The organism is Streptomyces roseicoloratus (genome assembly GCF_004117935.1).
Lineage (GTDB): Bacteria > Actinomycetota > Actinomycetes > Streptomycetales > Streptomycetaceae > Streptomyces > Streptomyces roseicoloratus.
Window position 1 is genome coordinate 56464 of sequence record NZ_SDOY01000118.1, and the last position, 24692, is coordinate 81155.

Consider the following 24692-nt stretch of genomic DNA (forward strand, 5'->3'; position numbering starts at 1 on the left):
TCGAACAGGGCGAGTGCCAAAACCGGAGCAACCGGAACCGGAACGACAGCTGGAGGTGCGCGCGATGCTCAGTGAACGCAGGCTCGAGGTGCTGCGCGCCATCGTCCAGGACTACGTCGGGACGGAGGAGCCGGTCGGCTCCAAGGCGCTCACCGAGCGGCACAAGCTGGGCGTCTCGCCCGCCACCGTCCGCAACGACATGGCGGTGCTCGAGGAGGAGGGCTACATCGCCCAGCCCCACACCAGCGCCGGACGCATCCCCACCGACAAGGGCTACCGGCTGTTCGTGGACCGGCTGGCCGGGGTCAAGCCCCTGTCGACGCCCGAGCGGCGGGCGATCCACAACTTCCTCGACGGAGCCGTCGACCTCGACGACGTCGTCGGCCGCACGGTCCGGCTGCTCGCGCAGCTGACCCGGCAGGTCGCGGTCGTGCAGTACCCCTCGCTGACCCGTTCGACGGTCCGGCACGTGGAACTGCTGTCGCTGGCGCCCGCCCGGCTGATGCTGGTGCTGATCACCGACACCGGCCGGGTCGAGCAGCGGGTGATCGACTGCCCGGCGCCCTTCGGCGAGGCCTCCCTCGCCGATCTGCGGGCCCGGCTGAACAGCCGCGTCGTCGGCCGCCGCTTCGCGGACGTGCCGCAGCTGGTGCAGGACCTGCCCGAGTCCTTCGAGGACACGGAGGACCGCGGCACGGTCTCGACCGTGCTCGCGACCCTGCTCGAAACCCTGGTGGAGGAGCAGGAGGAGCGGCTGATGATCGGCGGAACCGCCAATCTGACCCGCTTCGGACATGACTTCCCCCTCACGATCAGGCCCGTCCTTGAAGCTCTCGAGGAGCACGTGGTGCTGCTCAAGCTGCTCGGCGAGGCCAAGGAATCCGGCATGACCGTACGCATCGGGCACGAGAACGGCCACGAGGGCCTGACCTCCACGTCCGTCGTCTCGGTCGGCTACGGTTCCGGCGGCGAGGCAGTCGCCAAACTCGGCGTGGTCGGACCGACCCGCATGGACTACCCCGGAACGATGGGAGCGGTACGCGCAGTGGCACGTTACGTCGGACAGATCCTGGCGGAGTCGTAAGTGGCCACGGACTACTACGCCGTACTCGGCGTGCGCCGAGACGCGTCCCAGGACGAGATCAAGAAGGCCTTCCGCCGGCTCGCCCGCGAGCTTCACCCGGACGTGAACCCGGACCCGAAGACGCAGGAGCGGTTCAAGGAGATCAACGCCGCGTACGAGGTGTTGTCGGACCCGCAGAAGAAGCAGGTCTACGACCTCGGCGGCGATCCCCTGTCCAGCTCGGGCGGCGGCGGGGCCGGTGGCTTCGGCGCGGGCGGCTTCGGCAACTTCTCGGACATCATGGACGCCTTCTTCGGAACGGCGTCCCAGCGCGGCCCGCGCTCGCGCACCCGGCGCGGCCAGGACGCGATGATCCGTCTGGAGATCACCCTCGACGAGGCGGCCTTCGGCACCACCAAGGACATCCAGGTCGACACGGCCGTCGTCTGCACCACCTGCTCGGGCGAGGGCGCCGCGCCCGGCACCTCCGCGCAGACCTGTGACATGTGCCGCGGCCGTGGCGAGGTCTCCCAGGTCACCCGGTCCTTCCTGGGCCAGGTCATGACCTCCCGGCCCTGCCCGCAGTGCCAGGGCTTCGGCACCGTCGTCCCGACCCCGTGCCCGGAGTGCGCGGGCGACGGCCGGGTCCGTTCCCGCCGCACGCTCACGGTCAAGATCCCGGCCGGTGTCGACAACGGCACCCGGATCCAGCTGGCCGGCGAGGGCGAGGTCGGCCCGGGCGGCGGTCCGGCCGGCGACCTGTACGTGGAGATCCACGAGACCCCGCACGAGGTCTTCCAGCGGCGCGGCGACGACCTGCACTGCACGGTGACGCTGCCGATGACGGCGGCCGCGCTCGGCACGAAGGTGCAGCTCCAGACCCTCGACGGGCTGGAGGACGTCGACATCCGTCCGGGCACCCAGTCCGGCCAGTCGATCCCGCTGCACGGCCGCGGCGTCACCCACCTCCGCGGCAACGGCCGCGGCGACCTGATCGTGCACGTCGAGGTCCAGACCCCGACGAAGCTCGACCCGGAGCAGGAACGCCTGCTGCGCGAGCTGTCCGAGCTCCGCGGCGAGGAGCGCCCGCAGGGACAGTTCCAGCCGGGGCAGCAGGGCCTGTTCTCGCGGTTGAAGGATGCGTTCAACGGACGGTAGGCGCCGCTCTGCCGGGGGTCCGGGGGTCGTCCCCCGGGCAGGCACTGTCAGCCGGGGCAGCAGGGGCTGTTCTCGCGGTTGAAGGATGCGTTCAACGGGCGGTAGGCGCTCTGCCGGTACGTTCCGTGAAGGGCGTCCCGCACTTGTGCGGGGCGTCCTTCGCGTTTCGGTGGCGCCTGCGTGGCATGGCACGATGCCTGCATGTCCACCGCACTGAACGATCTCTCGCGTCATCCGATCGTGCAGGCCCCCATGGCCGGTGGCCCCTCCTGCCCGCAGCTCGTCGGCGCCGTCTGCGAGGCGGGGGCGCTCGGGTTCCTGGCCGGCGGGTACAAGACCGCCGGCGGGCTCTACCAGGAGATCAAGCAGGTCCGCGCACTCACCGCACGGCCCTTCGGCGTCAACCTCTTCATGCCGCCCGTCGGGCAGTCCGCCGACCGCGCCGCCGTCGAGGTGTACCGCCACCAGCTGGCCGGCGAGTCCGGCTGGTACGAGACCGGGCTCGGCGACCCGGACCAGGGCCGGGACGACGCGTACGACGCCAAGGTGGCGATCCTGCTCGACGACCCCGTGCCGGTCGTCTCCTTCACCTTCGGCTGCCCCGACCGCGACGCGCTCCACGCCTTCGCCCGGGCCGGCACGTTCACGATCGTCACCGTCACCTCCGTCGAGGAGGCCCGGACCGCCGAGCGCGCCGGCGCGGACGCGATCTGCGTGCAGGGCGTCGAGGCGGGCGGACACCAGGGCACCCACCGCGACGATCCGGCCTGCGGGGCCGCCGGAACCGGCGGGGGCGGTCGCGGGCTGCTCGCGCTGCTCGCCGAGGTCCGCGAGCACGTCCGGCTGCCGATCGTCGCCACCGGCGGGATCATGCGCGGCCGGCAGATCGCCGCCGTCCTCGCGGCGGGCGCCGACGCCGCCCAGCTCGGCACCGCGTTCCTGGTCTGTCCCGAGTCCGGCGCCCATCCGCTGCACAAGCGGGCACTGACCGATCCGCTGTTCACCCACACCGAGCTCACCCGGGCGTTCTCCGGGCGGCCGGCGCGCGGACTGGTGAACCGCTTCCTGCGCGAGCACGGCCCCTACGCCCCCGCCGCCTACCCCGAGGTCCACCACCTCACCGCCCCGCTGCGCAAGGCCGCCGCGACCGCCGGGGACCCGCAGGGCATGGCCCTGTGGGCCGGGCAGGGCCACCGACTCGCCCGCGAACTGCCGGCCGGCCGGCTCGTCGAGGTCCTGGCCGCCGAGCTCGGCACCGCGCTCCACGATCTCGTCCGAAGGAACCCCACATGACCGCACCCGTCTTCGTCGTCGACACCGTCCCCGGCCCCGGAGGTTTCCTCCTCGACGGAGCCGAGGGCCGGCACGCCGTGTCCGTGAAGAGGCTGCGCGCCGGGGAGGAGCTGGTGCTCACCGACGGGCGGGGCGGCTGGGCCGCGTGCGTGGTCACCGCCGCCGAGGGCAAGGACCAGTTGACGGTCGACGTCACCGCCGTCCACGAGGAGCCCGAGCCCGCGCCCCGGATCACCGTCGTCCAGGCCCTCCCCAAGGGCGACCGCGGCGAGCTGGCCGTCGAGACCATGACCGAGACGGGCGTGGACGCGATCGTGCCGTGGGCGGCGTCGCGCTGCATCACCCAGTGGAAGGGCGAGCGCGGCCTGAAGGCGCTCGCGAAGTGGCGGGCGACCGCCCGCGAGGCGGGCAAGCAGTCGCGCCGCACCCGCTTCCCGGAGGTCGCCGAACTCATGACGGGCAAGCAGGTCGCCGCGTTCCTCGCGGAGGCCGACTTCGCCGCCGTGCTGCACGAGGACCGCGACCACCCGAGCGGCGCCCTGGCGACCGCCGAACTGCCGGAGCGCGGCTCGATCGTGCTCGTCGTCGGGCCCGAAGGCGGCGTGTCGCCGGAGGAGCTGGTGCTGTTCGAGGCGGCCGGCGCCCGGCCGTACCGCCTCGGGCCGAGCGTGCTCCGCACCTCCACGGCGGGTACGGCGGCCGCGGCACTGGTCCTGGGACGCACCGGCCGCTGGTCCTGAGCGGCGCGGCGCGGACGCCGCCGGGCCGGGCCCCGGGACCGCCGGCCGTACGAACCGGCAGGCGTACGGCCCCGGGCGTACGGCCCCGGGCGTACGGCCCCGGGCGTACGGCCCCGGGCGTACGGCCCCGGCCATCACGCACGTCGTGAGCCGCCGCCGTACGGCGCCGGCCACCGGCCCGCCGGTCGTGAGCGGTGTCCGACCGCACCGATAACATGCGCGTGTACGGATGACCGACGGAGGCGAGGAGGCCCGGGCCATGGCCGGAGAGCCGCAGAGCGACTGCCTGTTCTGCAGGATCGTGGGAGGGGAGGTCCCCGCGACGATCGTGCGCGAGACGGAGACGACCCTCGCGTTCCGCGACATCAACCCGCAGGCGCCGACCCACGTCCTGGTCATCCCGCGCCTGCACTACCCGGACGCCGCCTCCCTCGCCGCCGCCGCGCCCACCGTCGCCGCCGACATACTGCGCGAGGCCGGCGAGGTCGCGGCGCAGGAGAAGGTCGACGGCAGCGGGTTCCGGATCGTGTTCAACACCGGGGCCGGCGCCGGGCAGACCGTCTTCCACGCCCACGCCCACGTCCTCGGCGGCCGTGGCCTCAACTGGCCGCCCGGATAGGCCCGGACGGACCGGACGGAGTAAGCACCCTTGTCCGTACGCGAACTGGTCGTCCTCGGCACGGCCAGCCAGGTCCCGACCCGGCACCGCAACCACAACGGCTACCTGCTGCGCTGGGACGGCCACGGCATCCTCTTCGACCCCGGCGAGGGCACCCAGCGGCAGATGCTCAGGGCCGGGGTCGCCGCGCACGACCTGAACCGGATCTGCGTCACGCACTTCCACGGCGACCACTCGCTCGGTCTGGCCGGGGTGATCCAGAGGATCAACCTCGACCAGGTGCCGCACCAGGTCACCGCGCACTATCCGGCGAGCGGGCAGCGCTTCTTCGAGCGGCTGCGGTACGCCACGGCCTACCGCGAGACGGTGAAGCTCACCGAGGCGCCGGTGACCGCCGACGGGCCGCTCGCCGTCACCGGCGCGTTCGCGCTCGACGCGCGCCGGCTCTCGCACCCCGTGGAGTCCTACGGCTACCGGCTCACCGAGCCGGACGGGCGCCGCATACTGCCCGAACGGCTGGCCGCGCACGGCATCGCGGGCCCCGACGTGGGCCGGCTCCAGCGGGACGGCGCCCTGAACGGCGTCACGCTGGAGGACGTGAGCGAGGTGCGGCGCGGGCAGCGGTTCGCGTTCGTCATGGACACCCGGCTGTGCGACGGCGTGTACGCGCTCGCCGAGGGCGCGGACATGCTCGTCATCGAGTCGACCTTCCTCGACGAGGACGTGCAGCTCGCCGTGGACCACGGGCACCTGACGGCCGGCCAGGCCGCCGCGGTCGCCCGGGACACGGGTGTGCGGCACCTCGTCCTGACGCACTTCTCGCAGCGGTACGCCGATCCCGGGGAGTTCGAACGGCAGGCGCGGGCGGCCGGGTTCGAGGGGGAGCTGAGCATCGCGCAGGACCTGATGAGGATTCCGGTACCGAAGCGATAGGGCCCGCACGGAGCCCGTACCGGCGCACCGACGTCGTACAGGTGCACCGACGCACCGACGTCGTACAGATGCACCGCGCACCGGCGCACCGGGCGAGACCCCCTTCCCGCACCCCGCACCCCGAAGAAGCACGGACGGACCGGCGATCATGCCCGTACCCAAGGCCGAACTCCACCTCCACATCGAAGGCACCCTCGAACCCGAGCTCGCCTTCGCCCTCGCCGAGCGCAACGGCGTGCCCCTGCCGTACGCCGACACGGCCGCGCTGCGCGAGGCGTACCGCTTCAGTGACCTGCAGTCCTTCCTGGACCTGTACTACGGGCTGATGGCGGTGCTGCGCACCGCGGACGACTTCACCGAACTCGCCGACGCCTATCTGGCGCGGGCGGCGGAGCAGGGCGTGCGGCACGCCGAGATCTTCTTCGACCCGCAGGCGCACATCGCCCGGGGCGTGCCGATGGGCGTGGTCGTGGAGGGGCTCGGCGCGGCGCTCGACCGCGCGGAGGAGCGGCACGGGGTCTCCACCCGGCTCATCATGTGCTTCCTGCGCGACGAGCCGGCCGCGTCCGCGATGGCCACGCTGGAGGCCGCGAAGCCGTACCTCGGCCGGATCACCGGGGTGGGCCTGGACTCCGCGGAGGTCGGGCATCCGCCGGTGACGTTCCGCGAGGTGTACGAGGAGGCCGCGCGGCTCGGCCTGCGGCGCGTCGCCCACGCGGGCGAGGAAGGCCCTCCGGAGTACGTCCGCGAGGCGCTCGACGTGCTGGGCGTGGAGCGCGTCGACCACGGCCTGCGCTGCCTGGAGGACCCCTCGCTCGTCGAGCGCCTGGTCCGCGAACGGGTGCCGCTGACGCTGTGCCCGCTGTCGAACGTACGGCTGCGGGCCGTCGACGTCCTGGAGGCGCACCCGCTGCGGACGATGCTGGACGCCGGGCTCGTGGCGACGGTCAACTCCGACGACCCGGCGTACTTCGGCGGGTACGCGGGCGACAACTTCGACGCGGTGCGGGCGGCGTTGGGGCTCGGCCCGGAGGAGCTGAGGACGCTCGCCCGGAATTCCTTCCTGGCGTCGTTCCTGGAGGACGACGAGGGGCGGCGGGAGCGGTATCTGGCGGAGGTCGAGGCGTACGAGTTCGGCGCGGCCGGGGCGTAAGCCGGCGCGGCCGGGGCGGTGGTCAGGCAGGTCGGTGGCCAGGCGGTCGGTGGTCAGACGGGCCGGTGGTCAGACGGGGCCGGCGGACAGACGGCGCCGGCGGCCAGGCGGGGGCGGTGGTCAGGCTCGCCGTAAGCCTCGCGCGTGGGGGGCTGGACGGCTCCTCGCGTTCCACTCACCGGACACCGCAGTGAGACGGAGCCCCGGTGATCCACTGCGGCGCGGCACCATGGATACCGGGCACTCCGCGGGCCGACGTGGCGAACTCGTTGCGACACGTTCGTCTCACCGTCCCCTTCGGGCACACTGTCAAAACCAGCACCACGTGCCGATCCGCCGCACCACGACCGGGGAGCCTGCCGTGACCGAACGCGACACCGACGTCGACCCCCTGGTGTGCCTGCGCGAGCCCACCGACCCCGATTGTGACGTCTTCCTCACCGGCACGGTCTTCCTCGACATCATCTTCACCGGCCTCGACTCCGCCCCCGTCCGCGGCACCGAGTCCTGGGCCCGCGGCATGGGCTCCAGCCCCGGCGGCGTCGCCAACATGGCCACCGCCCTCGCCCGGCTCGGTCTGCGCACCTCGCTCGCCGCCGCGTTCGGTGACGACCACTACGGCGAGTACTGCTGGGACGCCCTCGAACAGGGCGAGGGGATCGACCTCTCGCTGTCGCGGACGGTGCCCGGGTGGCACTCGCCCGTGACCGTCTCCATGGCCTACGAGGGCGAGCGCACCATGGTGTCGCACGGCCACGCCGCGCCGCCCCTCGACGGCGCACTCCCCGCCTACCCGCCGCACGCCCGCGCCGCCGTCGCCTCCCTCGTGCCCGGGCGCAGCGAGGAGTGGGTGGCCAGGGCCGCCCGCAGCGGCGCCAAGGTCTTCGCCGACGTCGGCTGGGACGACACCGGGCGGTGGGACCTCGCCGGACTCGCCGACCTCCGGCACTGCGAGGCCTTCCTGCCCAACGCCGCCGAGGCGATGCGCTACACCCGCACCGACTGTCCCCGTGCCGCCGCCCGCGCGCTCGCCGACAAGGTGCGCTACGCCGTGGTCACGCTCGGTTCCGAGGGTGCCTACGCGGTCGACGGCGCCACCGGCGAGACCGCCGAGGTGCCCGCCATCCAGGTCTCCGCGCTCGATCCGACCGGTGCGGGCGACGTCTTCGTCGCCGGATTCGTCACCGGGACCCTGGCCGGCTGGCCGCTCGCCGACCGGCTCGCCTTCGCCGGGCTCACCGCCGCGCTGTCCGTCCAGGAGTTCGGCGGCTCGCTGTCCGCGCCGACCTGGGGCGAGATCGCCGCCTGGTGGCAGCGGGTCCAGGGCCACGAGTGCCAGGACCCGGCCGCCCTGCGCGCCCGCTACGCCTTCCTGGAGCGGCTGCTCCGGGACCGCCCGGCCCGCCCGTGGCCGCTGCGCCGCGCCGTGCCCACCATCGGCTTCCGGCCCGCGCCCGCCACCTGACCGGGATGCCCCGGGCCCTTCACGGAAAAGGCTTCGGTGATGTCCGGGGCGAGTCGTAGGCTTGGTACCCGAGAGGTTGTCGAGCAGCGAGAACCCTGCAACAGGAGGTATGTGCAGGCCACAGTGCCGGCCCATGACTCAGACACCCACAGACCAGGCCCTCGCGCCGGGGCAGGCACGCGCCCAGTTCACGGTCCCCGCCAAGCACCCCATGGTGATGGTGCTCGGTTCCGGCGACTCCCTGTTGCGCGTGATCGAGGACGCCTTCCCGTCGACGGACATCCACGTACGGGGAAACGAGATCAGCGCGGTCGGTGACGCGAAGGAAGTCGCCGTCATCCAGCGCCTGTTCGACGAGATGATGCTGGTGCTCCGCACCGGTCAGCCGATGACGGAGGATGCCGTGGAACGTTCGATCGCGATGCTGCGTGACGAGAACGGGGAAGCGGCGGTCGAGACGCCCTCCGAGGTGCTCACCCAGAACATCCTCTCCAGCCGCGGCCGGACCATCCGCCCCAAGACGCTCAACCAGAAGCGCTACGTCGACGCCATCGACAAGCACACGATCGTGTTCGGCATCGGCCCCGCCGGCACCGGCAAGACGTATCTGGCCATGGCCAAGGCGGTCCAGGCCCTGCAGTCCAAGCAGGTCACCCGGATCATCCTGACCCGGCCGGCCGTCGAGGCGGGCGAGCGGCTCGGCTTCCTGCCCGGCACGCTCTACGAGAAGATCGACCCGTACCTGCGCCCGCTCTACGACGCGCTGCACGACATGCTCGACCCCGACTCCATCCCCAAGCTCATGGCCAACGGGACCATCGAGGTCGCGCCGCTCGCGTACATGCGGGGCCGGGCCCAGCCGACCTTCACGAACGTGCTGACGCCGGACGGCTGGCGCCCCATCGGCTCCCTCGAGGTCGGCGACCTCGTCATCGGGTCCGACGGCGAGCCCACTCCCGTCCTCGGTGTCTACCCGCAGGGCGAGCGTGACATCTACCGGATCTCCGCGCAGGACGGGTCCTGGACCCTGTGCTGCGGTGAGCACTTGTGGACGGTCCGTGCGGCCGCCGATCAGCGGCCGGACGAGCCGTGGCGGGTCCTGGAGACCCAGGAGATGATCGGCAAGCTGCGTGCGGGGCACGCCCACCGCTACGAGCTGCCCATGCTGACCGAGCCGGTCCGCCTCCCGGACCGGGAGGTGCCCATGGACCCGTACGCGCTGGGGCTGCTCCTGGGCGACGGCTGCCTGACCGGGCCCACCACGTCGTTCTCCACCGGGGATCCCGAACTCGCCCACGCACGCGAAGCGGCGCTGTCCGGCGTCGTGGCGCGTGCCGAGGGCGGCCCCGACCACGTGCCGAACGGGGTCTCGGCCCGCGGCGGCGTCCTCACCGCGGAGAACCCGGTCACGGGGATGCTGCGCACGCTCGACCCCTCGGGCACGCGCGCGCACACGAGGTTCGTCCCGGACGACTACCTGTACAACTCCGCCGAGGTCAGGCTGGCGCTGTTGCAGGGGCTCCTCGACTCCGACGGCGGACCGGGCGCGCAGCAGGACGGCACGTGCCGCATCTCGTACACGACCACGTCGACCGCCCTGCGTGACGATGTGGTCGACCTGGTGCGGTCCCTGGGTGGCGTGGCGTACACCCGGCGCCCTCAGGCTGAGGGCCGGCGCCAGGGCACGGCCGCCGCGCGGCACCAGCAGGACGCCCACGTCGTCGACATCCGTCTTCCCGAAGGCATCGAGCCCTTCCGGCTCGCCCGGAAGCGGGACGGCTACCGCGCGGCGGGCGGTGGCGGACGCCCCATGCGGTTCATCGACTCCATCGAGCCGGCCGGCCGCGAGGAGACCGTCTGCATCCAGGTCGCGGCCGAGGACTCGCTGTACGTCACGCAGGACTACCTGCTGACGCACAACACTCTCAACGACGCGTTCATCATCCTCGACGAGGCGCAGAACACGAACCCCGAGCAGATGAAGATGTTCCTCACCCGCCTCGGCTTCGACTCGAGGATCGTCATCACCGGTGACATCACCCAGGTCGACCTGCCCGGCGGCACGAAGAGCGGTCTGCGCCAGGTCCGGGAGATCCTGGACGGGGTCCCGGACGTGCACTTCTCCACGCTCACGTCGCAGGATGTCGTACGGCACAAGCTCGTCGGCCGTATCGTCGACGCGTACGAGAAGTACGACAGCCGCAACGACGGCCGCACCGACGGCCGGAACGAAGGCCGTCGCGAGAGCCGCAACGGGAAGTAGAAGCAACAGCACATGTCGATCGACGTCAACAACGAGTCCGGCACCGAGGTCGACGAGCAGGCGATCCTCGACATCGCCCGCTACGCGCTCGCGCGCATGCGCATCCACCCGCTCTCCGAGCTCTCGGTGATCGTCGTGGACGCGGAGGCGATGGAGCAGCTCCACATCCAGTGGATGGACCTGCCCGGCCCCACTGACGTCATGTCCTTCCCGATGGACGAGCTGCGTCCGCCGTCGAAGGACGACGAGGAGCCCCCGCAGGGACTCCTCGGCGACATCGTGCTCTGCCCCGAGGTGGCGAAGAAGCAGGGCGAGGACGCCCCGACGCGGCACTCCATGGACGAGGAGCTCCAGCTGCTCACCGTCCACGGAGTGCTGCACCTGCTCGGCTACGACCACGAGGAGCCGGACGAGAAGGCCGAGATGTTCGGTCTCCAGGCCGCCATCGTGGACGGCTGGCGCGCGGAGCGGGGCCTGACCGGCCCGTCGCCGGCGCCGACCGTCTCCTGACCCCCGGCCGGTCATGAGCGCACAACTGATCCTCGGAGCCGTCGCCCTCGTCATCGTCGCCTGGCTCGCCGCCTGCGCCGAGGCGGGCATCGCCCGCGTGTCCAGCTTCCGCGCCGCCGAGGCCGTACGGTCCGGGCGGCGCGGCGCGGACAAGCTGGCGCAGGTCGCCTCCGACCCCACCCGCTACCTCAACGTGGCGCTGCTCGTCCGGGTCTCCTGCGAGATGGCGGCCGGCGTCCTCGTCACCTACGCCTGCCTGGAGGAGTTCCCGGAGACCTGGCAGGCGCTGCTCGTCGCGATCGCCGTGATGGTGCTCGTCTCGTACGTCGCCGTCGGCGTCTCGCCGCGCACCATCGGGCGCCAGCACCCGCTGAACACGGCGACCGCAGCCGCGTACGTGCTGCTGCCGCTGGCCCGGATCATGGGTCCGATCCCGCAGCTGCTCATCCTCATCGGCAACGCGGTCACGCCCGGCAAGGGCTTCCGCAAGGGCCCCTTCGCGTCCGAGGCCGAGCTGCGGGCCATGGTCGACCTCGCCGAGCAGGAGTCGCTGATCGAGGACGAGGAGCGCCGCATGGTGCACTCGGTCTTCGAGCTCGGCGACACCCTGGTGCGCGAGGTGATGGTGCCGCGCACCGACCTCGTCTGCATCGAGCGCTACAAGACCGTCCGCCAGGCCCTCACCCTGGCGCTGCGCTCCGGCTTCTCGCGCATCCCGGTGACCGGCGAGAACGAGGACGACATCGTCGGCATCGTGTATCTGAAGGACCTGGTCCGCAAGACGCACATCAACCGGGACGCCGAGTCGGACGTGGTCTCCACGACCATGCGCCCGGCGGCCTTCGTGCCCGACACCAAGAACGCGGGCGACCTGCTGCGCGAGATGCAGCAGGAGCGCAACCACGTCGCCGTCGTCATCGACGAGTACGGCGGCACGGCCGGGATCGTCACCATCGAGGACATCCTGGAGGAGATCGTCGGCGAGATCACCGACGAGTACGACCGGGAGCTGCCGCCCGTGGAGGAGCTCGGCGAGGACCGCTACCGGGTCACCGCCCGCCTCGACATCGGCGACCTCGGCGAGCTCTACGGCTTCGGCCCCGACGAGTACGACGACGAGGACGTGGAGACCGTCGGCGGACTGCTCGCCAAGGCCCTCGGCCGGGTGCCGATCGCCGGCGCCCACGCCGTCGTCGAACTGCCCGACGGGCGGACCCTGCGGCTCACCGCCGAGTCCCCGGCCGGCCGCCGGAACAAGATCGTGACGGTGCTCGTCGAACCGCTCGGGAAGACCGGCGAGGAGGAGGGGGCGGAGCGGTGACGCCCGACCAGCTGCGCGCGTTCTGCCTGGACTTCAACGACGCGACGGAGGAGTTCCCGTTCGGCCCGGACACCTCGGTGTTCAAGGTCGCCGGGAAGATGTTCGCGCTGTCGCGGCTGGACGCCGAGCCGCTGAGCGTCAACCTCAAGTGCGATCCGGACGACGCCGTACGGCTCCGCGAGGGGCATCCGGCGATCGCACCCGGCTACCACATGAACAAGCGGCACTGGAACACCGTGACCGTGCCGGAGCTCCCGGACCGGACGGTCCGGGAGCTGGTCGAGGACTCGTACGACCTGGTCGTCGCCGGCCTGCCGAAGGCGGTACGGCTCCGCCTCGACCGGCCCTGACCCGGCCGGCCCTGACCCGGCCGGCCCTGACCCGGCCGGCCCGGCCCCCGTCCCGCGACGGCGTGGTTCACCTGGTGCGCCGCAGACCGAGGGCGACCAGGACGGCCGCCGCCAGGACGATCGCCGCGTCCAGCGCGAGCACCGTGCGCACGCCCCCGTACAGGCTGTCGCCGGTCGTGGCGAGGACGCCGAGCAGCGGGATGCCGACGGTGAGGCCGACCTGCTGGGTCGTGGTCACCAGACCGGTGGCCAGGCCCTGCTCCTCGTCCGGGACGCCGGAGGTGACGGTCACGCCGTACGAGATGATCGCGGCCAGGTGGCACATGGAGGCCAGCGAGACCGCGACCGTCGCCAGGACGGCGCCGGAGTCCGCGCCGACGGCGAGCAGCGCGGCGGTGAGCAGGCCCTGGCCGGCGAGGCCGAGGACCAGGGTGCGGCGGGCGCCGATCCGGCCGATCACCTTCGCGGCGAAGGAGCCGGCGAGGACCGACAGCACGCCCTGGACGCCGAAGACCAGACCGGTCTGGAAGCCGGAGAGGCCCAGCGTCTCCTGCAGGTAGAGGGTCAGGACGAAGACGACCGTCGACATCATCGCGAAGGTGACGAGTCCGCCCAGGTTGCCGAAGGCGACCGTGCGCCGCTTCAGCATCGGCAGCGACACCAGCGGGGACTCGTGCCGCGACTCGACGACGACGAAGGCCACCAGCAGGGCCACGCCCGCCACCAGGGTGATCTGCACGTCCGTGCCGCCGAAGCCGCGCTGGGCCGCCGTCGACAGGGCGTAGATCAGGGACAGCAGACCGCCGGTGACGGTCACCGCGCCCGGCACGTCGAGTCGGGGCCGCTCGGGAGTGCGGGACTCGGGCAGCAGGCCCGGGGCGAAGGGCAGCACCAGCGCGCTGAACAGGGCGAGCAGGCCCATGGTGGAGCGCCAGCCGAACGTGTCGGTCATGACGCCGCCGAGGACCATGCCGATGGTGAAGCCCAGCGACAGGACGGTCCCGGAGATGCCGAGCGCCCGATCGCGCTGCGGGCCCTCGGGGAAGGTGGTGGTCAGCAGCGCCATGCCGGTCGGCACGATCGCCGCCGCGCCGAGGCCCTGCAGGGCACGTCCGGTGAGGAACGACGCCGGGCTCCAGGCGAACGTGGCCAGCAGCGAGGCCGCGCCGAAGAGCGCGAGGCCGGTGAGGAACAGCTTCTTGCGTCCGTAGAGGTCGCCGATCCGGCCGGACAGCAGCAGGAAGCCGCCGGACGGCAGGGCGAAGGCGGTGACCGCCCACTGGAGCGCGGAGGTGCTGAGGCCGAGGTCCGCGCCGAGCGCGGGGAGGGCCACGTTCAGGACGGAGAAGTCCAGCGACACCATGAACTGGGCGGCGCACAGCACGAGGAGGATGAGCCGGGCGCGGCCGGTGAGCGCCGGGGCGGTCTTCGGGGACGTGTCGTCGGGGGAGGACGTGGGGGAGATCTCGGGGGAGGTGACGGTTGCCATGGCCACGACTCTCGCGGCGCGGGAATCTCCGTGGGGAGCGGGAACTTATCCTGTTGGTCGCACCACCAGGCACCACCAGGCACCACCAGGCACGACCAGGCACGACCAGGCACCACACCGGGCATCCAGGGGGAGGAAGCACACGTGGCGACGGCGCTGGAGAGCACCGACGGCAAGGCCCACCGACTCGCCGAACTGCGCGAGTTCCTGATGAACCGTCGGGCCCGCGTGACACCGGCCGAGGCCGGTCTGCCCGACGGCGGCGCCCGGCGCCGCACGCCGGGGCTGCGGCGCGAGGAGGTCGCCGTCCTCGCCGGCGTCGGGGTCTCCTGGTACCAGTGGCTGGAGCAGGGACGTGACATCACCGTCTCCCCGCAGGTGCTCGACTCCGTCGCGAGGGTGCTGCGGCTGAGCCCCGCCGAGCGGCGCCACCTGTACGTCCTCGCGGGCCTCAACCCGCCCGCGCCGGAGGTCGATCCGCGGTCCGCGGACATGTGCAACGGGCTGCGCCGGCTGATCGACGCGTGGATGCCGTTCCCGGCGCACATCATGGACGCGTACTGGAACACCGTCATGTACAACGACGCGGCGTCGTTCGTCCTCGGGCTGCGGCCGGAGATCGTCCAGAACTGCCTGATCTCGTTCTTCACCGACCCGATCTACCGTTCCCGGTCCAGCCACTGGGAGGAGCTGGCGCCCATGGTCGTCGCCCAGTTCCGGGCCGCCTGCTCGGAGCGGCCGGACGACGACGGCTTCCGTGAGGTGGTCGAGGAGGCGAAGGCGGCCAGCGCCGAGTTCACGGAGCTGTGGGAGCGGCGGGACGTCATGCCGGGCGGCCAGACCCGCAAGGTCCTGGAGCATCCGCTGGTCGGTCCGCTGCACGTGGAGGCCACCCAGCTCCGCGTACCGGCCCGCCCCGACCTGGTGATCGTGCTGCACACCCCGCTCCCGGAGGCCGACACGGCGGCGAAGCTGGAATGGCTGACGTCGCCGGAGGGCCGGCGCGGGGCGATGTACCCGGTGGCGGGCTGAGGACCGGGCCCGGTCCGCGCCGCCGGTGGTTCCTTCTGTTTCCGCTCACCGATTCACGTAAGGCAGTTCACCATGCGTACTCGCATCAGACGCGGCCTGGCCGCCGCCCTCGCCGTCTCCGCGCTCTCGCTGACCGCCGCGTGCGGGGGCGAGGCGAAGGACGACGCCGGGAAGGACGGCGCCGACAAGCCGGCCGCCACCGCGCCGACCACCGCCGCGCCCACGTCCGAGGCGCCGGCCACGGCACTGACCGCCGCTCAGATGAAGGCCGCCGCCCTGGAGCTCAAGGACCTGCCGTCGGGCTGGAAGACCACGAAGCGGTCGCTCGCGGGCGGGTACAAGGCCGACAAGCCCGAGTGCCAGGAGCTCGTCGGCATGTTCGGCGGTGACGTCGCCGGTGCCACCAAGGGCGCGGACGTCGATTTCACCGTGGGCAACAACGACTCCGAGATCAGCGAGACGGTGCTGACCTTCGCCGGCACCGGCGCGGCCGACTACGTCAAGAAGTTCGCGACGGCGATCGACGGCTGCTCCACGTTCACCGCCACGTCCGACGGCACGAAGCAGAAGATCACGGTGACGAAGCGCACCGCACCGCAGGGCGCCGAGGAGGCGCACGCCGTCACGCTCGGCATCGAGGTCGCCCCCGGCATGGTCATCGAGCCGAACGTCGTGGTCGCCCGCCAGGGCACCGGCGTGGCCCGCTTCCTCTACCTCTCGGACCCGGCCACCACCAAGAAGGACTTCGACGCGCTCGCCAGGACGGCCACCGAGAAGTTCGCCAAGGCCGCTCGGGGCTGAGTCCGGCTCCGACCTATCCTCGGATCATGACACTCAACCGCGAGCACGACGACCTCGGCGCCGAGGACCTCAAGATCATCACGCTGGCGCGCAGCGCCCGCGCCCGCAACGGGGTCGCGGAGGGCGCGGCGGTACGGGACGAGACCGGGCGGACGTACGTCGCCGGGACCGTCGCCCTCGACTCGCTCCGGCTGAGCGCGCTGCGGACGGCCGTCGCGATGGCCGTGGCCAGCGGCGCGCAGTCGCTGGAGGCCGCGGCCGTGGTCTCCACCGCGGAGGCCGCGTCCGACGAGGACCGCGCGGCCGTGCGGGACCTGGGCGGTCCGGAGACCCCGGTGCTGCTCGCCGGTCCCGACGGGCGGCTGCGCGTGGCGGTCACGGCGGGCTGAACCACCCGTGCGCCCCGGGCGAGGCGCACGCGCCCCAGGGGCCCGGCGCGCGAACCCGCGCCGGGCCCTCGCCGTACCCGCGCGCCGGGTTCGGGCCGGACCGCGCCGGGCCTTCGCCGTACCCGCGCGCCGGGATCGGGCCGGACCGCGCGCCGGGCCCTCGCCGTACCCGCGCGCCGGGCCTTCGTGGTACCGCTCCCGCATGGGTCTTGTGCTCTTGTGAAGAATGCGCGTCAATAACGGCGACCGGTCCGACGGGCCGTCAGTTCTCCGCCGTTCGCGCGGAACTCCCTGACGCAGTGTCCGCACCCCTGCGTTCGTCTCAGGAAACGGAAGGGGTACGACCTGCCATGAGGAGCAGCAGCAGCTTAGGGATCGTCGCGGTGCTCTCCGGGGCCCTCGCCGCCGCCGGTCTCGTCCTCGCGCCGGGCGCCGCCGCCGTGTCGCCGGGCGCGGCCACGGCCACGTACGACTGCGGGATGTGGGGCGGCGGCGGTGCCACGCTCACCGCCACCCAGAGCGGCACCGCCGCGACCGTCACCCTCACCTCCGCGGTGAAGACGCCGGTCGCGGTCGGCGCCGACCGGATCGACGCCACGCTGGTTCTCGCGAAGGCCGGCGGTGGCACCCGGGTCTTCGCGGGCAAGAAGAACCCGGCCCTCGCCGCGAACCAGGCCGTCACCATCGGCCCGCTCGGCGGGACGGTGGCCTCCGGCGACAGCCTCGACTCCTTTTTCGCCGGCACCGCGCTCAAGATGGTGATCTTCGGCGTCACGGTGAACTGCGACGCGCTCACCTCGCAGTCGCCCGGGCCCTTCGTGTTCGGCTGAGCCCGGTCCGTCCCGCACGGCAGTGGCCGGTACCGCCGTACGCGGTACCGGTCGCTGTCGTGTGCCTGCGGCCTTCCTGACCTGGGCAAACTCCCTGCCGGTCGCCGATCTTGACAGTATCTGATGGGTCATCAGTCGATGCGTTTCGCGTCCATTGACTTCTCTCGGCCCGCAGCCGTCAATGGCGCCCTCTCATCCCTCAGGAGGGGACCCACATGGCAGCTCAGACCCGAAGCCGCGCGACGGCGGCCCGAAGACGGCGTCGCTGGACCGCCGTCCTCGGCGCCGGCGCGCTCGCGCTCACCGCCGGCGGGGCACTCGCCGCGCCGGCGGGCGCGGCCTCCACCGCCTCCCAGGCCGTGGACTTCGCCACCCACTGCGTACCGCCGCCGATCGCCGGCATCCCGCCCATCGACGGCACCACCACCGCCGAGATCACGGTCGACAACCCGACGCCCAAGGTCGGCGACACGGTCACCGTCACCTACACGGTCACCAAACCCGCCGCCTCCAACCCCGTCGACCTGGCCCTGCCCGCCGACATCATGACGCCGACCGGCAAGGTCACCCTCGGCGGCGCCCAGGCCGGGTCCGTCACCGTCACCGGCGAGAAGAAGAACCCGCCCGTCCCCGGCAAGGGCGCCTTCCCGCCCTTCTCGATGAAGGGCACCTTCACGGTCACCGCGCCCGGCGCGATCGGCCTCTCGCCCGGCGACTACAACATCCACACCAGCTACATCATGGAGCTGGACACGCCCTGCACGGTGACCGATCCGCCCGCGCCCGTCTCCGAGACGGTCACCGCCACGGCCCAGCCCGGCGCCAACGAGCGGGCGCTCCAGCTCGACAGCGCCTCCGGCGCGCCCGGCGTCCGGGTCACCGTCACCGGCAGCAGGTTCACGCCGCTCACCGAGGTCACCGTCACCGGGCGGGCCGGGGCGGCCGAGACAGCCGACCGGATGACCGTCACCACCGACAGCGAGGGCGGCTTCGCCGCGCGCCTGAGGGTCAGCGACCTGGCGACCACCGGGATCGTGGCGTACGAGGGCGCGGCCTGGGATCCCGACAAGGGCGCCGGCCCCGTCGCGTACCAGGTCATCGACGACACCCCGGCCCCGCCGGACAGCCAGAAGGTCACCGCGTCGGTCAAGGCCGGTGAGCTGTCGATGACCCAGGCGGGCGACGCCGTCGAGCTCTCGGCCGTCGACTTCGGGCAGGGCGGCGCGGCCACCGGCGCGCTGCGGACGGTGACGGTCAAGGACTTCCGCGGCGGCCCCGCGGGCTGGTCCCTGACCGGCAAGGTCACCGACTTCACCGGCCCCGGCGGCGCCATCGGAGCGGGCAAGCTGAGCTGGACCCCGGCCTGCACCACCAAGGCCGGCAGCCCCAGCACCTGCGTGCCCGGCAGCGCGGGCCCCGTCGGCGGCACCGGCGCGACCCTCGCCTCCACGCCCAACGGCACCCTCACCGGCGGCGAGTTCACCGTCGACGCGGGCCTGTCCCTCGACGTCCCCGCGTTCACCGCGCCGGGCTCGTACGCGGGCGTGCTCACGCTGACGCTGTCCTGACCCGCCCGACCCACGTGCGGGCCGGACGCGCACCCGGCCGGCCCGCCACCCGCCTCAGGGGCCCGCCCCCCCGCACCGGCTCCGCAGGGCTGCCCGGCATCCCTCCCCGGGGCCGGCCCGTCACCTACCTCAAGGGGTCCGCACCCGTGCGCACGCTGTACGTCCTCCTCCTGTGCACCGCCCTGGCGCTGCTCGGGCAGCTGCCCGCCGCCGCACCCGCCACCGCCGCCGAGAACGGCGAGTGGGCCGTCTACCCGGCCGCGTCGCGGCTCGGCAGCCGCCCGTACTTCCACCTCTCCGCCGATCCCGGGACCACCCTCACCGACCGGGTCACCGTCACCAACAAGACCGCCGCCCCGCTCACCTTCCTGCTGTACGGCGCCGACGCCTACAACACCGAACGCGACGGAGGCTTCGCCGTCCGCACCCGGCAGGAGAAGCAGATCGGCGCCGGCGCCTGGATCAGGCCCGCCCGCGACCGGGTCACCGTCCCCGCGCGGTCCGCCGTCACCGTGCCGTACACCCTCACCGTCCCCGCCGACGCCGAGCCCGGCGACCATCCCGGCGCCGTCATCGCCCTCGACGAGCGGATCGCCCGCGGCGGGGGCGACGGCTCCGTCGCGCTCGGCGTGCAGCGGGCCGTCGGTGCCCGGGTCTACCTGCGGGTCGGCGGGCCCACGGTCCCGGCCCTGTCCGTCGAGGACCTCACCCTCAGCCAGGACCGGCCGCTCGTCCCCGGCACCCGCACCAGCGTCGCCACCGTCACCTACACCCTGCACAACCGCGGCAACGTCACCCTCAACCCGAAGGTCGCCCTCACCGCCCAGGGCCTCTTCGGCCGCACCCTGCTCTCCCGCGACCTGGACCGGCTGCCCGCCGAACTGCTGCCCCGGCAGAAGATCCGGCTCACCGCCCGCTGGGCCGGTTCGCCGCAGCTCGACCGCGGCGAGGTGACGCTCACCGCGACGGCCGAGGGCGTCCGCGAGTCCGCCCGCGTCTCCTTCCTCGCGCTGCCCTGGCTGCCGCTGGCCGTCCTCGTCACCGGCGCCGCCGGCGGCGTCCTGGCCCTGCGGCTGCGCCGTCGGAGGGCGGGCGGAGCAGCAGCCGACGGGCCACGGGAAGCCGTCGGAGGGCACTGAGTACGTGAGGCGGGCGCTCATCGGGGACAATGGCCCCCATGAGCGTTCGCACCCCTGAGACCGATGAGAACACCGCCCCCCACCGGGCGGGCTTCGCCTGCTTCGTCGGGCGACCCAACGCGGGCAAGTCCACCCTCACGAACGCTCTGGTCGGCCAGAAGGTGGCGATCACCTCCAACCGGCCGCAGACGACCCGGCACACCGTGCGCGGCATCGTGCACCGCCCGGACGCCCAGCTGATCCTGGTCGACACCCCCGGCCTCCACAAGCCGCGCACCCTCCTCGGCGAGCGGCTCAACGACGTCGTGCGCACCACCTGGGCCGAGGTCGACGTGATCGGCTTCTGCCTGCCCGCCGACCAGAAGCTCGGCCCCGGCGACCGGTTCATCGCCAAGGAGCTCGCCGAGATCCGCAAGACCCCCAAGGTCGCCATCGTCACCAAGACCGACCTGGTCGACTCCAAGACGCTCGCCGAGCAGCTGATCGCCATCGACCAGCTCGGCAAGGAGCTCGGCATCGAGTGGGCCGAGATCGTGCCCGTCTCCGCCGTCGGCGACAAGCAGGTGCAGCTGGTCGCCGACCTGCTCATCCCGCTGCTGCCGCAGTCCCCGCCGCTCTACCCGGAGGGCGACCTCACCGACGAGCCCGAGCAGGTCATGGTCGCCGAACTGATCCGCGAGGCCGCGCTCGAAGGCGTACGGGACGAGCTGCCGCACTCCATCGCGGTGGTCGTGGAGGAGATGATCCCGCGCGAGGGCCGCCCCGCGGACCGGCCGCTGCTCGACATCCACGCGAACGTCTTCATCGAGCGCCCCAGCCAGAAGGGCATCATCATCGGCCCCAAGGGCAGCCGCCTCAAGGAGGTCGGCATGAAGTCCCGCAAGCACATCGAGGCGCTGCTCGGGACCCCGGTCTTCCTCGACCTCCACGTGAAGGTCGCGAAGGACTGGCAGCGGGACCCCAAGCAGCTCCGCAGGCTGGGCTTCTAGGGCGCGCGTCGACGTCCCGCCCGCCCTTCGGGCAGACGACGCCGCTTCCGGCACACGCCCTGGACCTCCGGGCCCCTGGCCCGGGTCACGCGCCCTCCTTCAGGACCCTCGTGATGAGGGCCCGCTGGGCCTCCGTGAGGTCGGGGTCCCAGCAGCGGATCGTGTGGCCGTCGACCGTGATCTCGTACGCGAAGCCGTCCGGGACGCCCCCGCGCCGGGCGGACTCCTCTTCGTCCGCCCGGGGCTCGGCCAGCATCGCCTCGGCCAGGGTGTGCCACTCGTCGGCGTCGGCGACGCCGGTGGTGTCCACCTCCGCCGACCGCTCGATGCCCGCGAAGCCGCCCGTGCGCCGTACCTTGATCCGCATCTCAGGAGGTCCGCACGCCGACCAGCGACCAGGCCTTGAGGACGGCCGCGAGTTCGTCGCCGTCACCGAAGAGCTTGCGCGCCGAGGCCACCGTCGCCCGCGCGAACTCGGTGAACCGGGCCTCCTCGGCCAGGGTGTCGCCGGTCATCACGTCGTACCAGATCCGGCCCGCCCGCTCCCAGGCGAAGCCGCCGAGCTCGGTCGCGAGCAGGTAGAAGGCGTGGTTGGGGATGCCCGAGTTGATGTGGACGCCGCCGTTGTCGGCGTTCGTGCGGACGTAGTCGTCCATGGTGGCGGGCTGCGGGTCCTTGCCGAGGACGTCGTCGTCGTACGCGGTGCCCGGCTCCTTCATGGAGCGCAGCGCCACGCCGTTGTCGATGGCGGGGCCGAGCAGCCCGGCGCCGATCAGCCAGTCGGCCCGGTCGGCGGTCTGGCCCAGGGCGTGCTGCTTCACGAGCGAGCCGAAGACGTCGGACACGGACTCGTTGAGCGCCCCGGACTGGCCGAAGTAGGCGAGGTTCGCCGAGTGCTGGGTGAAGCCGTGGGCCAGCTCGTGGCCGATGACGTCGACCGGGATGGTGAAGTCGAGGAACAGCTCGCCGTCTCCGTCGCCGAACACCATCTGCTCGCCGTTCCAGAAGGCGTTGTCGTACTTCTCGTCGAAGTGGACCGTGGCGATCAGCGGCATCCCGGCCCCGTCGATGGAGCGGTGGCCGTAGGCCTTCGCGAAGAGGTCGAAGGTGGCGCCGAGCCCGGCGTACGCGCGGTTGACGGTGGTGTCGGAGACCGCCGCCTCGCCCTCGTCGCGCACCTTGACGCCCGGCAGGCCGGTGCCGTGCTCGGCGTCGTACAGGGTCCGCCGCGGCTTGTCGGAGACCTCGCCGGCCGGCGCCGGCGGTGCCTCCTCGCGGGCCGAGCGCTGGGTGACGTCCACGAGGAGGGTACGCCGTGCGGCGGCGGCGTAGGCCGGGTTGTCGGACTCGGCGAGCCGCTCCAGCATGTGCGGCGGCACGATCGAGCAGTGGACGGGGGCGTCGGCGGACGCGTGGGCTGACGTGTGGGGAGTCATCCCAGCAATGTGGCACTGTGTGGCGTCACTGTCACGAGCAGCGACAGTGATTGGCGAAATGGAGTGATAGGTCACCTTTCGCCCTTGACGCGGGAGCCGTCCCGCATACTGAAACGGGACGTCCGCCTCCGCCGGTCCTGGGCTATGGTGACGCACATCATGCGTTTCGGGCTGCTTCTCCTTAGCTGCCGCGGCGAGGGCCTGTAGTCGTAGGCCGACCCCCTCCCCGCGGGTTTCGGTGTTGCGTTCGACAGTCGGCCGTCCCTCTCTCGCAGGAACTCCGAGGAGCCCTACGCAATGTCCCAGTCGCCGTTCATCAGCCGCCCCACGCCCGTCACCAACGCGACGCACCTGCAGAAGCCGTCCGGAATGCCCGTGCACAAGTACGGGCAGTACGAGGCCGTCGACATCCCCGACCGCACCTGGCCCGAGAAGCGCATCACCAAGGCGCCCCGCTGGCTGTCGACCGACCTGCGCGACGGCAACCAGGCGCTGATCGACCCGATGAGCCCGGCCCGCAAGCGCGAGATGTTCGACCTGCTGGTCCGCATGGGCTACAAGGAGATCGAGGTCGGCTTCCCGTCCTCCGGCGAGACCGACTTCGCGTTCGTACGGTCGATCATCGAAGAGGGCGCGATCCCGGACGACGTCACCATCTCCGTCCTGACTCAGGCCCGCGAGGACCTGATCGAGCGGACCGTGGAGTCCCTGAAGGGCGCCAGGCGCGCCACCGTCCACCTGTACAACGCGACCGCGCCCACCTTCCGCCGGGTCGTCTTCCGCGGCTCGAAGGACGACATCAAGCAGATCGCGGTCGACGGCACCCGCCTGGTGATGGAGTACGCGGAGAAGCTGCTGGGCCCGGAGACCACCTTCGGCTACCAGTACAGCCCCGAGATCTTCACCGACACCGAGCTGGACTTCGCCCTGGAGGTCTGCGAGGCGGTCTGCGACGTGTGGCAGCCCGGCCCGGGCCGCGAGATCATCCTGAACCTGCCCGCCACCGTGGAGCGTTCGACGCCGTCCACGCACGCGGACCGCTTCGAGTGGATGTCCCGCAACCTGACCCGCCGCGAGTACGTCTGCCTGTCCGTCCACCCGCACAACGACCGCGGTACGGCCGTCGCGGCGGCCGAGCTGGCCGTCATGGCCGGCGCCGACCGCATCGAGGGCTGCCTGTTCGGCCAGGGCGAGCGCACCGGCAACGTCGACCTGGTCACCCTGGGCATGAACCTGTTCAGTCAGGGCGTCGACCCGCAGATCGACTTCTCGCAGATCGACGAGATCCGCCGCACCAGCGAGTACTGCAACCAGATGGAGGTCCACCCGCGCCACCCGTACGCGGGCGACCTGGTCTACACCGCCTTCTCCGGCTCCCACCAGGACGCCATCAAGAAGGGCTTCGACGCCATGGAGGCCGACGCGGCCGCCCAGGGCAAGACCGTCGACGACATCGAGTGGGCCGTCCCGTACCTGCCGATCGACCCGAAGGACGTCGGCCGTTCCTACGAGGCCGTCATCCGCGTCAACTCGCAGTCCGGCAAGGGCGGCATCGCGTACGTCCTGAAGAACGACCACAAGCTGGACCTGCCCCGCCGGATGCAGATCGAGTTCTCGCGGATCATCCAGGCGAAGACCGACGCCGAGGGCGGCGAGGTCACGCCGAAGGAGATCTGGTCCGTCTTCCAGGACGAGTACCTGCCGAACCCGGACAACGCCTGGGGCCGCATCCAGCTGCGCTCCGGCCAGTCCACCTCCGACACCGACGGCACCGACACCCTGAAGGTCGAGGCGGTCGTCGACGGCGTCGACACCGTCCTGACCGGCTCCGGCAACGGCCCGATCTCCGCCTTCTTCGCCGCGCTGCAGGCGATCGGCGTGGACGCCCGCCTGCTGGACTACCAGGAGCACACGATGAGCGAGGGCGCCTCCGCGCAGGCCGCCTCGTACATCGAGTGCGCCATCGACGGCAAGGTCCTGTGGGGCATCGGCATCGACGCCAACACCACCCGCGCCTCGCTGAAGGCCGTGGTCTCGGCGGTCAACCGCTCGGCCCGCTGACACCCGCCTCCACCGGCCGCCCCGCACTCCACCGAGGAGTGCGGGGCGGTCCGCGTGTGCGGTGTCCGCACACCGTCCGGTCTCACGAAC

23 protein-coding genes are annotated in these 24692 nt (G+C 72.4%); 20 read left to right on the forward strand and 3 right to left on the reverse strand.

The genetic code is table 11. The features are described 5' to 3' along the window. Window positions 1-64 precede the first annotated feature (64 nt). From hrcA to ESG85_RS16095, 12 genes are all read left to right on the forward strand, one after another. Window positions 65-1084: a heat-inducible transcriptional repressor HrcA gene (gene hrcA, locus ESG85_RS16040; protein WP_128979835.1), complete on the forward strand. Its 1020-nt coding sequence runs from the start codon at window positions 65-67 to the stop codon at window positions 1082-1084. Then, window positions 1085-2221 carry a molecular chaperone DnaJ gene (gene dnaJ / locus ESG85_RS16045; protein ID WP_128979837.1) on the forward strand — a complete coding sequence of 379 codons (1137 nt, stop codon included), beginning with the start codon at window positions 1085-1087 and terminating at the stop codon, window positions 2219-2221. Between the two features lie 201 nt (window positions 2222-2422). Next, the gene (locus ESG85_RS16050) at window positions 2423-3514 is read left to right on the forward strand and encodes a nitronate monooxygenase (RefSeq protein WP_128979839.1); all 1092 of its coding nucleotides are present in this window, start codon (window positions 2423-2425) and stop codon (window positions 3512-3514) included. Next, window positions 3511-4254, forward strand: a complete 744-nt coding sequence (locus ESG85_RS16055; RefSeq protein ID WP_128979841.1) for a 16S rRNA (uracil(1498)-N(3))-methyltransferase — start codon at window positions 3511-3513, stop codon at window positions 4252-4254. The genes ESG85_RS16050 and ESG85_RS16055 overlap by 4 nt, the downstream gene beginning before the upstream one ends. A 259-nt stretch (window positions 4255-4513) precedes the next feature. After that, window positions 4514-4873, forward strand: a complete 360-nt coding sequence (locus tag ESG85_RS16060; protein ID WP_128980189.1) for a histidine triad nucleotide-binding protein — start codon at window positions 4514-4516, stop codon at window positions 4871-4873. Between the two features lie 30 nt (window positions 4874-4903). Next, the gene (locus ESG85_RS16065) at window positions 4904-5806 is read left to right on the forward strand and encodes a ribonuclease Z (protein WP_128979843.1); all 903 of its coding nucleotides are present in this window, start codon (window positions 4904-4906) and stop codon (window positions 5804-5806) included. A gap of 148 nt (window positions 5807-5954) precedes the next feature. Next, a complete protein-coding gene (locus tag ESG85_RS16070) occupies window positions 5955-6959 on the forward strand; it encodes an adenosine deaminase (RefSeq protein ID WP_128979845.1) in 1005 nt (334 codons plus the stop codon). 361 nt (window positions 6960-7320) lie between these two features. Continuing rightward, complete coding sequence (locus tag ESG85_RS16075) at window positions 7321-8424, forward strand: carbohydrate kinase family protein (RefSeq protein ID WP_128979847.1); 1104 nt, start codon at window positions 7321-7323, stop codon at window positions 8422-8424. A gap of 133 nt (window positions 8425-8557) precedes the next feature. After that, window positions 8558-10687, forward strand: coding sequence for a PhoH family protein (locus tag ESG85_RS16080; RefSeq protein WP_128979849.1), 2130 nt, complete (start codon window positions 8558-8560; stop codon window positions 10685-10687). A gap of 12 nt (window positions 10688-10699) precedes the next feature. Beyond that, a complete protein-coding gene (gene ybeY / locus ESG85_RS16085; protein ID WP_128979851.1) occupies window positions 10700-11197 on the forward strand; it encodes an rRNA maturation RNase YbeY in 498 nt (165 codons plus the stop codon). 13 nt (window positions 11198-11210) lie between these two features. Further along, window positions 11211-12518 carry a hemolysin family protein gene (locus ESG85_RS16090; RefSeq protein WP_128979853.1) on the forward strand — a complete coding sequence of 436 codons (1308 nt, stop codon included), beginning with the start codon at window positions 11211-11213 and terminating at the stop codon, window positions 12516-12518. Continuing rightward, entirely contained in the window at window positions 12515-12868 is a 354-nt protein-coding gene (locus tag ESG85_RS16095; protein ID WP_128979855.1) for an MmcQ/YjbR family DNA-binding protein, read from the forward strand. The genes ESG85_RS16090 and ESG85_RS16095 overlap by 4 nt, the downstream gene beginning before the upstream one ends. A gap of 67 nt (window positions 12869-12935) precedes the next feature. Here ESG85_RS16095 and ESG85_RS16100 read toward each other — a convergent pair whose 3' ends face one another. Then, window positions 12936-14357, reverse strand: coding sequence for an MFS transporter (locus tag ESG85_RS16100; protein WP_128979857.1), 1422 nt, complete (start codon window positions 14355-14357; stop codon window positions 12936-12938). 144 nt (window positions 14358-14501) lie between these two features. On the opposite strand from ESG85_RS16100, the gene ESG85_RS16105 reads away from it, so the two are divergent. The 7 genes from ESG85_RS16105 (at window position 14502) to era (ending at window position 21105) form a co-directional block, all read left to right on the forward strand. Next, on the forward strand, window positions 14502-15389 hold the full coding sequence (locus ESG85_RS16105; protein ID WP_181019045.1) for a helix-turn-helix transcriptional regulator: 888 nt from the start codon (window positions 14502-14504) through the stop codon (window positions 15387-15389). A 72-nt stretch (window positions 15390-15461) separates the two neighbouring features. Next, window positions 15462-16190, forward strand: coding sequence for a hypothetical protein (locus ESG85_RS16110; protein ID WP_128979859.1), 729 nt, complete (start codon window positions 15462-15464; stop codon window positions 16188-16190). Window positions 16191-16216: 26 nt separating this feature from the next. After that, window positions 16217-16579 carry a cytidine deaminase gene (locus tag ESG85_RS16115; protein ID WP_128979861.1) on the forward strand — a complete coding sequence of 121 codons (363 nt, stop codon included), beginning with the start codon at window positions 16217-16219 and terminating at the stop codon, window positions 16577-16579. Between the two features lie 350 nt (window positions 16580-16929). Further along, entirely contained in the window at window positions 16930-17409 is a 480-nt protein-coding gene (locus ESG85_RS16120) for a hypothetical protein (protein ID WP_128979863.1), read from the forward strand. 215 nt (window positions 17410-17624) lie between these two features. Then, window positions 17625-18977 (forward strand): WxL domain-containing protein, encoded by a 1353-nt coding sequence (locus ESG85_RS16125; RefSeq protein WP_128979865.1) that lies wholly within the window; start codon window positions 17625-17627, stop codon window positions 18975-18977. Window positions 18978-19123: 146 nt separating this feature from the next. Further along, a complete protein-coding gene (locus tag ESG85_RS16130; protein WP_128979867.1) occupies window positions 19124-20116 on the forward strand; it encodes a WxL protein peptidoglycan domain-containing protein in 993 nt (330 codons plus the stop codon). A 29-nt stretch (window positions 20117-20145) separates the two neighbouring features. Then, window positions 20146-21105: a GTPase Era gene (era, locus tag ESG85_RS16135; protein ID WP_164986254.1), complete on the forward strand. Its 960-nt coding sequence runs from the start codon at window positions 20146-20148 to the stop codon at window positions 21103-21105. A gap of 85 nt (window positions 21106-21190) precedes the next feature. Here the strand turns inward: era and ESG85_RS16140 are convergent, their stop codons facing one another. Further along, entirely contained in the window at window positions 21191-21472 is a 282-nt protein-coding gene (locus tag ESG85_RS16140) for a protealysin inhibitor emfourin (protein WP_128979871.1), read from the reverse strand. 1 nt (window position 21473) lies between these two features. After that, window positions 21474-22541 carry a M4 family metallopeptidase gene (locus ESG85_RS16145; RefSeq protein ID WP_128979873.1) on the reverse strand — a complete coding sequence of 356 codons (1068 nt, stop codon included), beginning with the start codon at window positions 22539-22541 and terminating at the stop codon, window positions 21474-21476. Between the two features lie 297 nt (window positions 22542-22838). Between ESG85_RS16145 and leuA the strand changes: the two genes are divergently transcribed. Further along, window positions 22839-24602, forward strand: a complete 1764-nt coding sequence (leuA, locus tag ESG85_RS16155; protein WP_128979875.1) for a 2-isopropylmalate synthase — start codon at window positions 22839-22841, stop codon at window positions 24600-24602. Window positions 24603-24692: the final 90 nt, after the last annotated feature.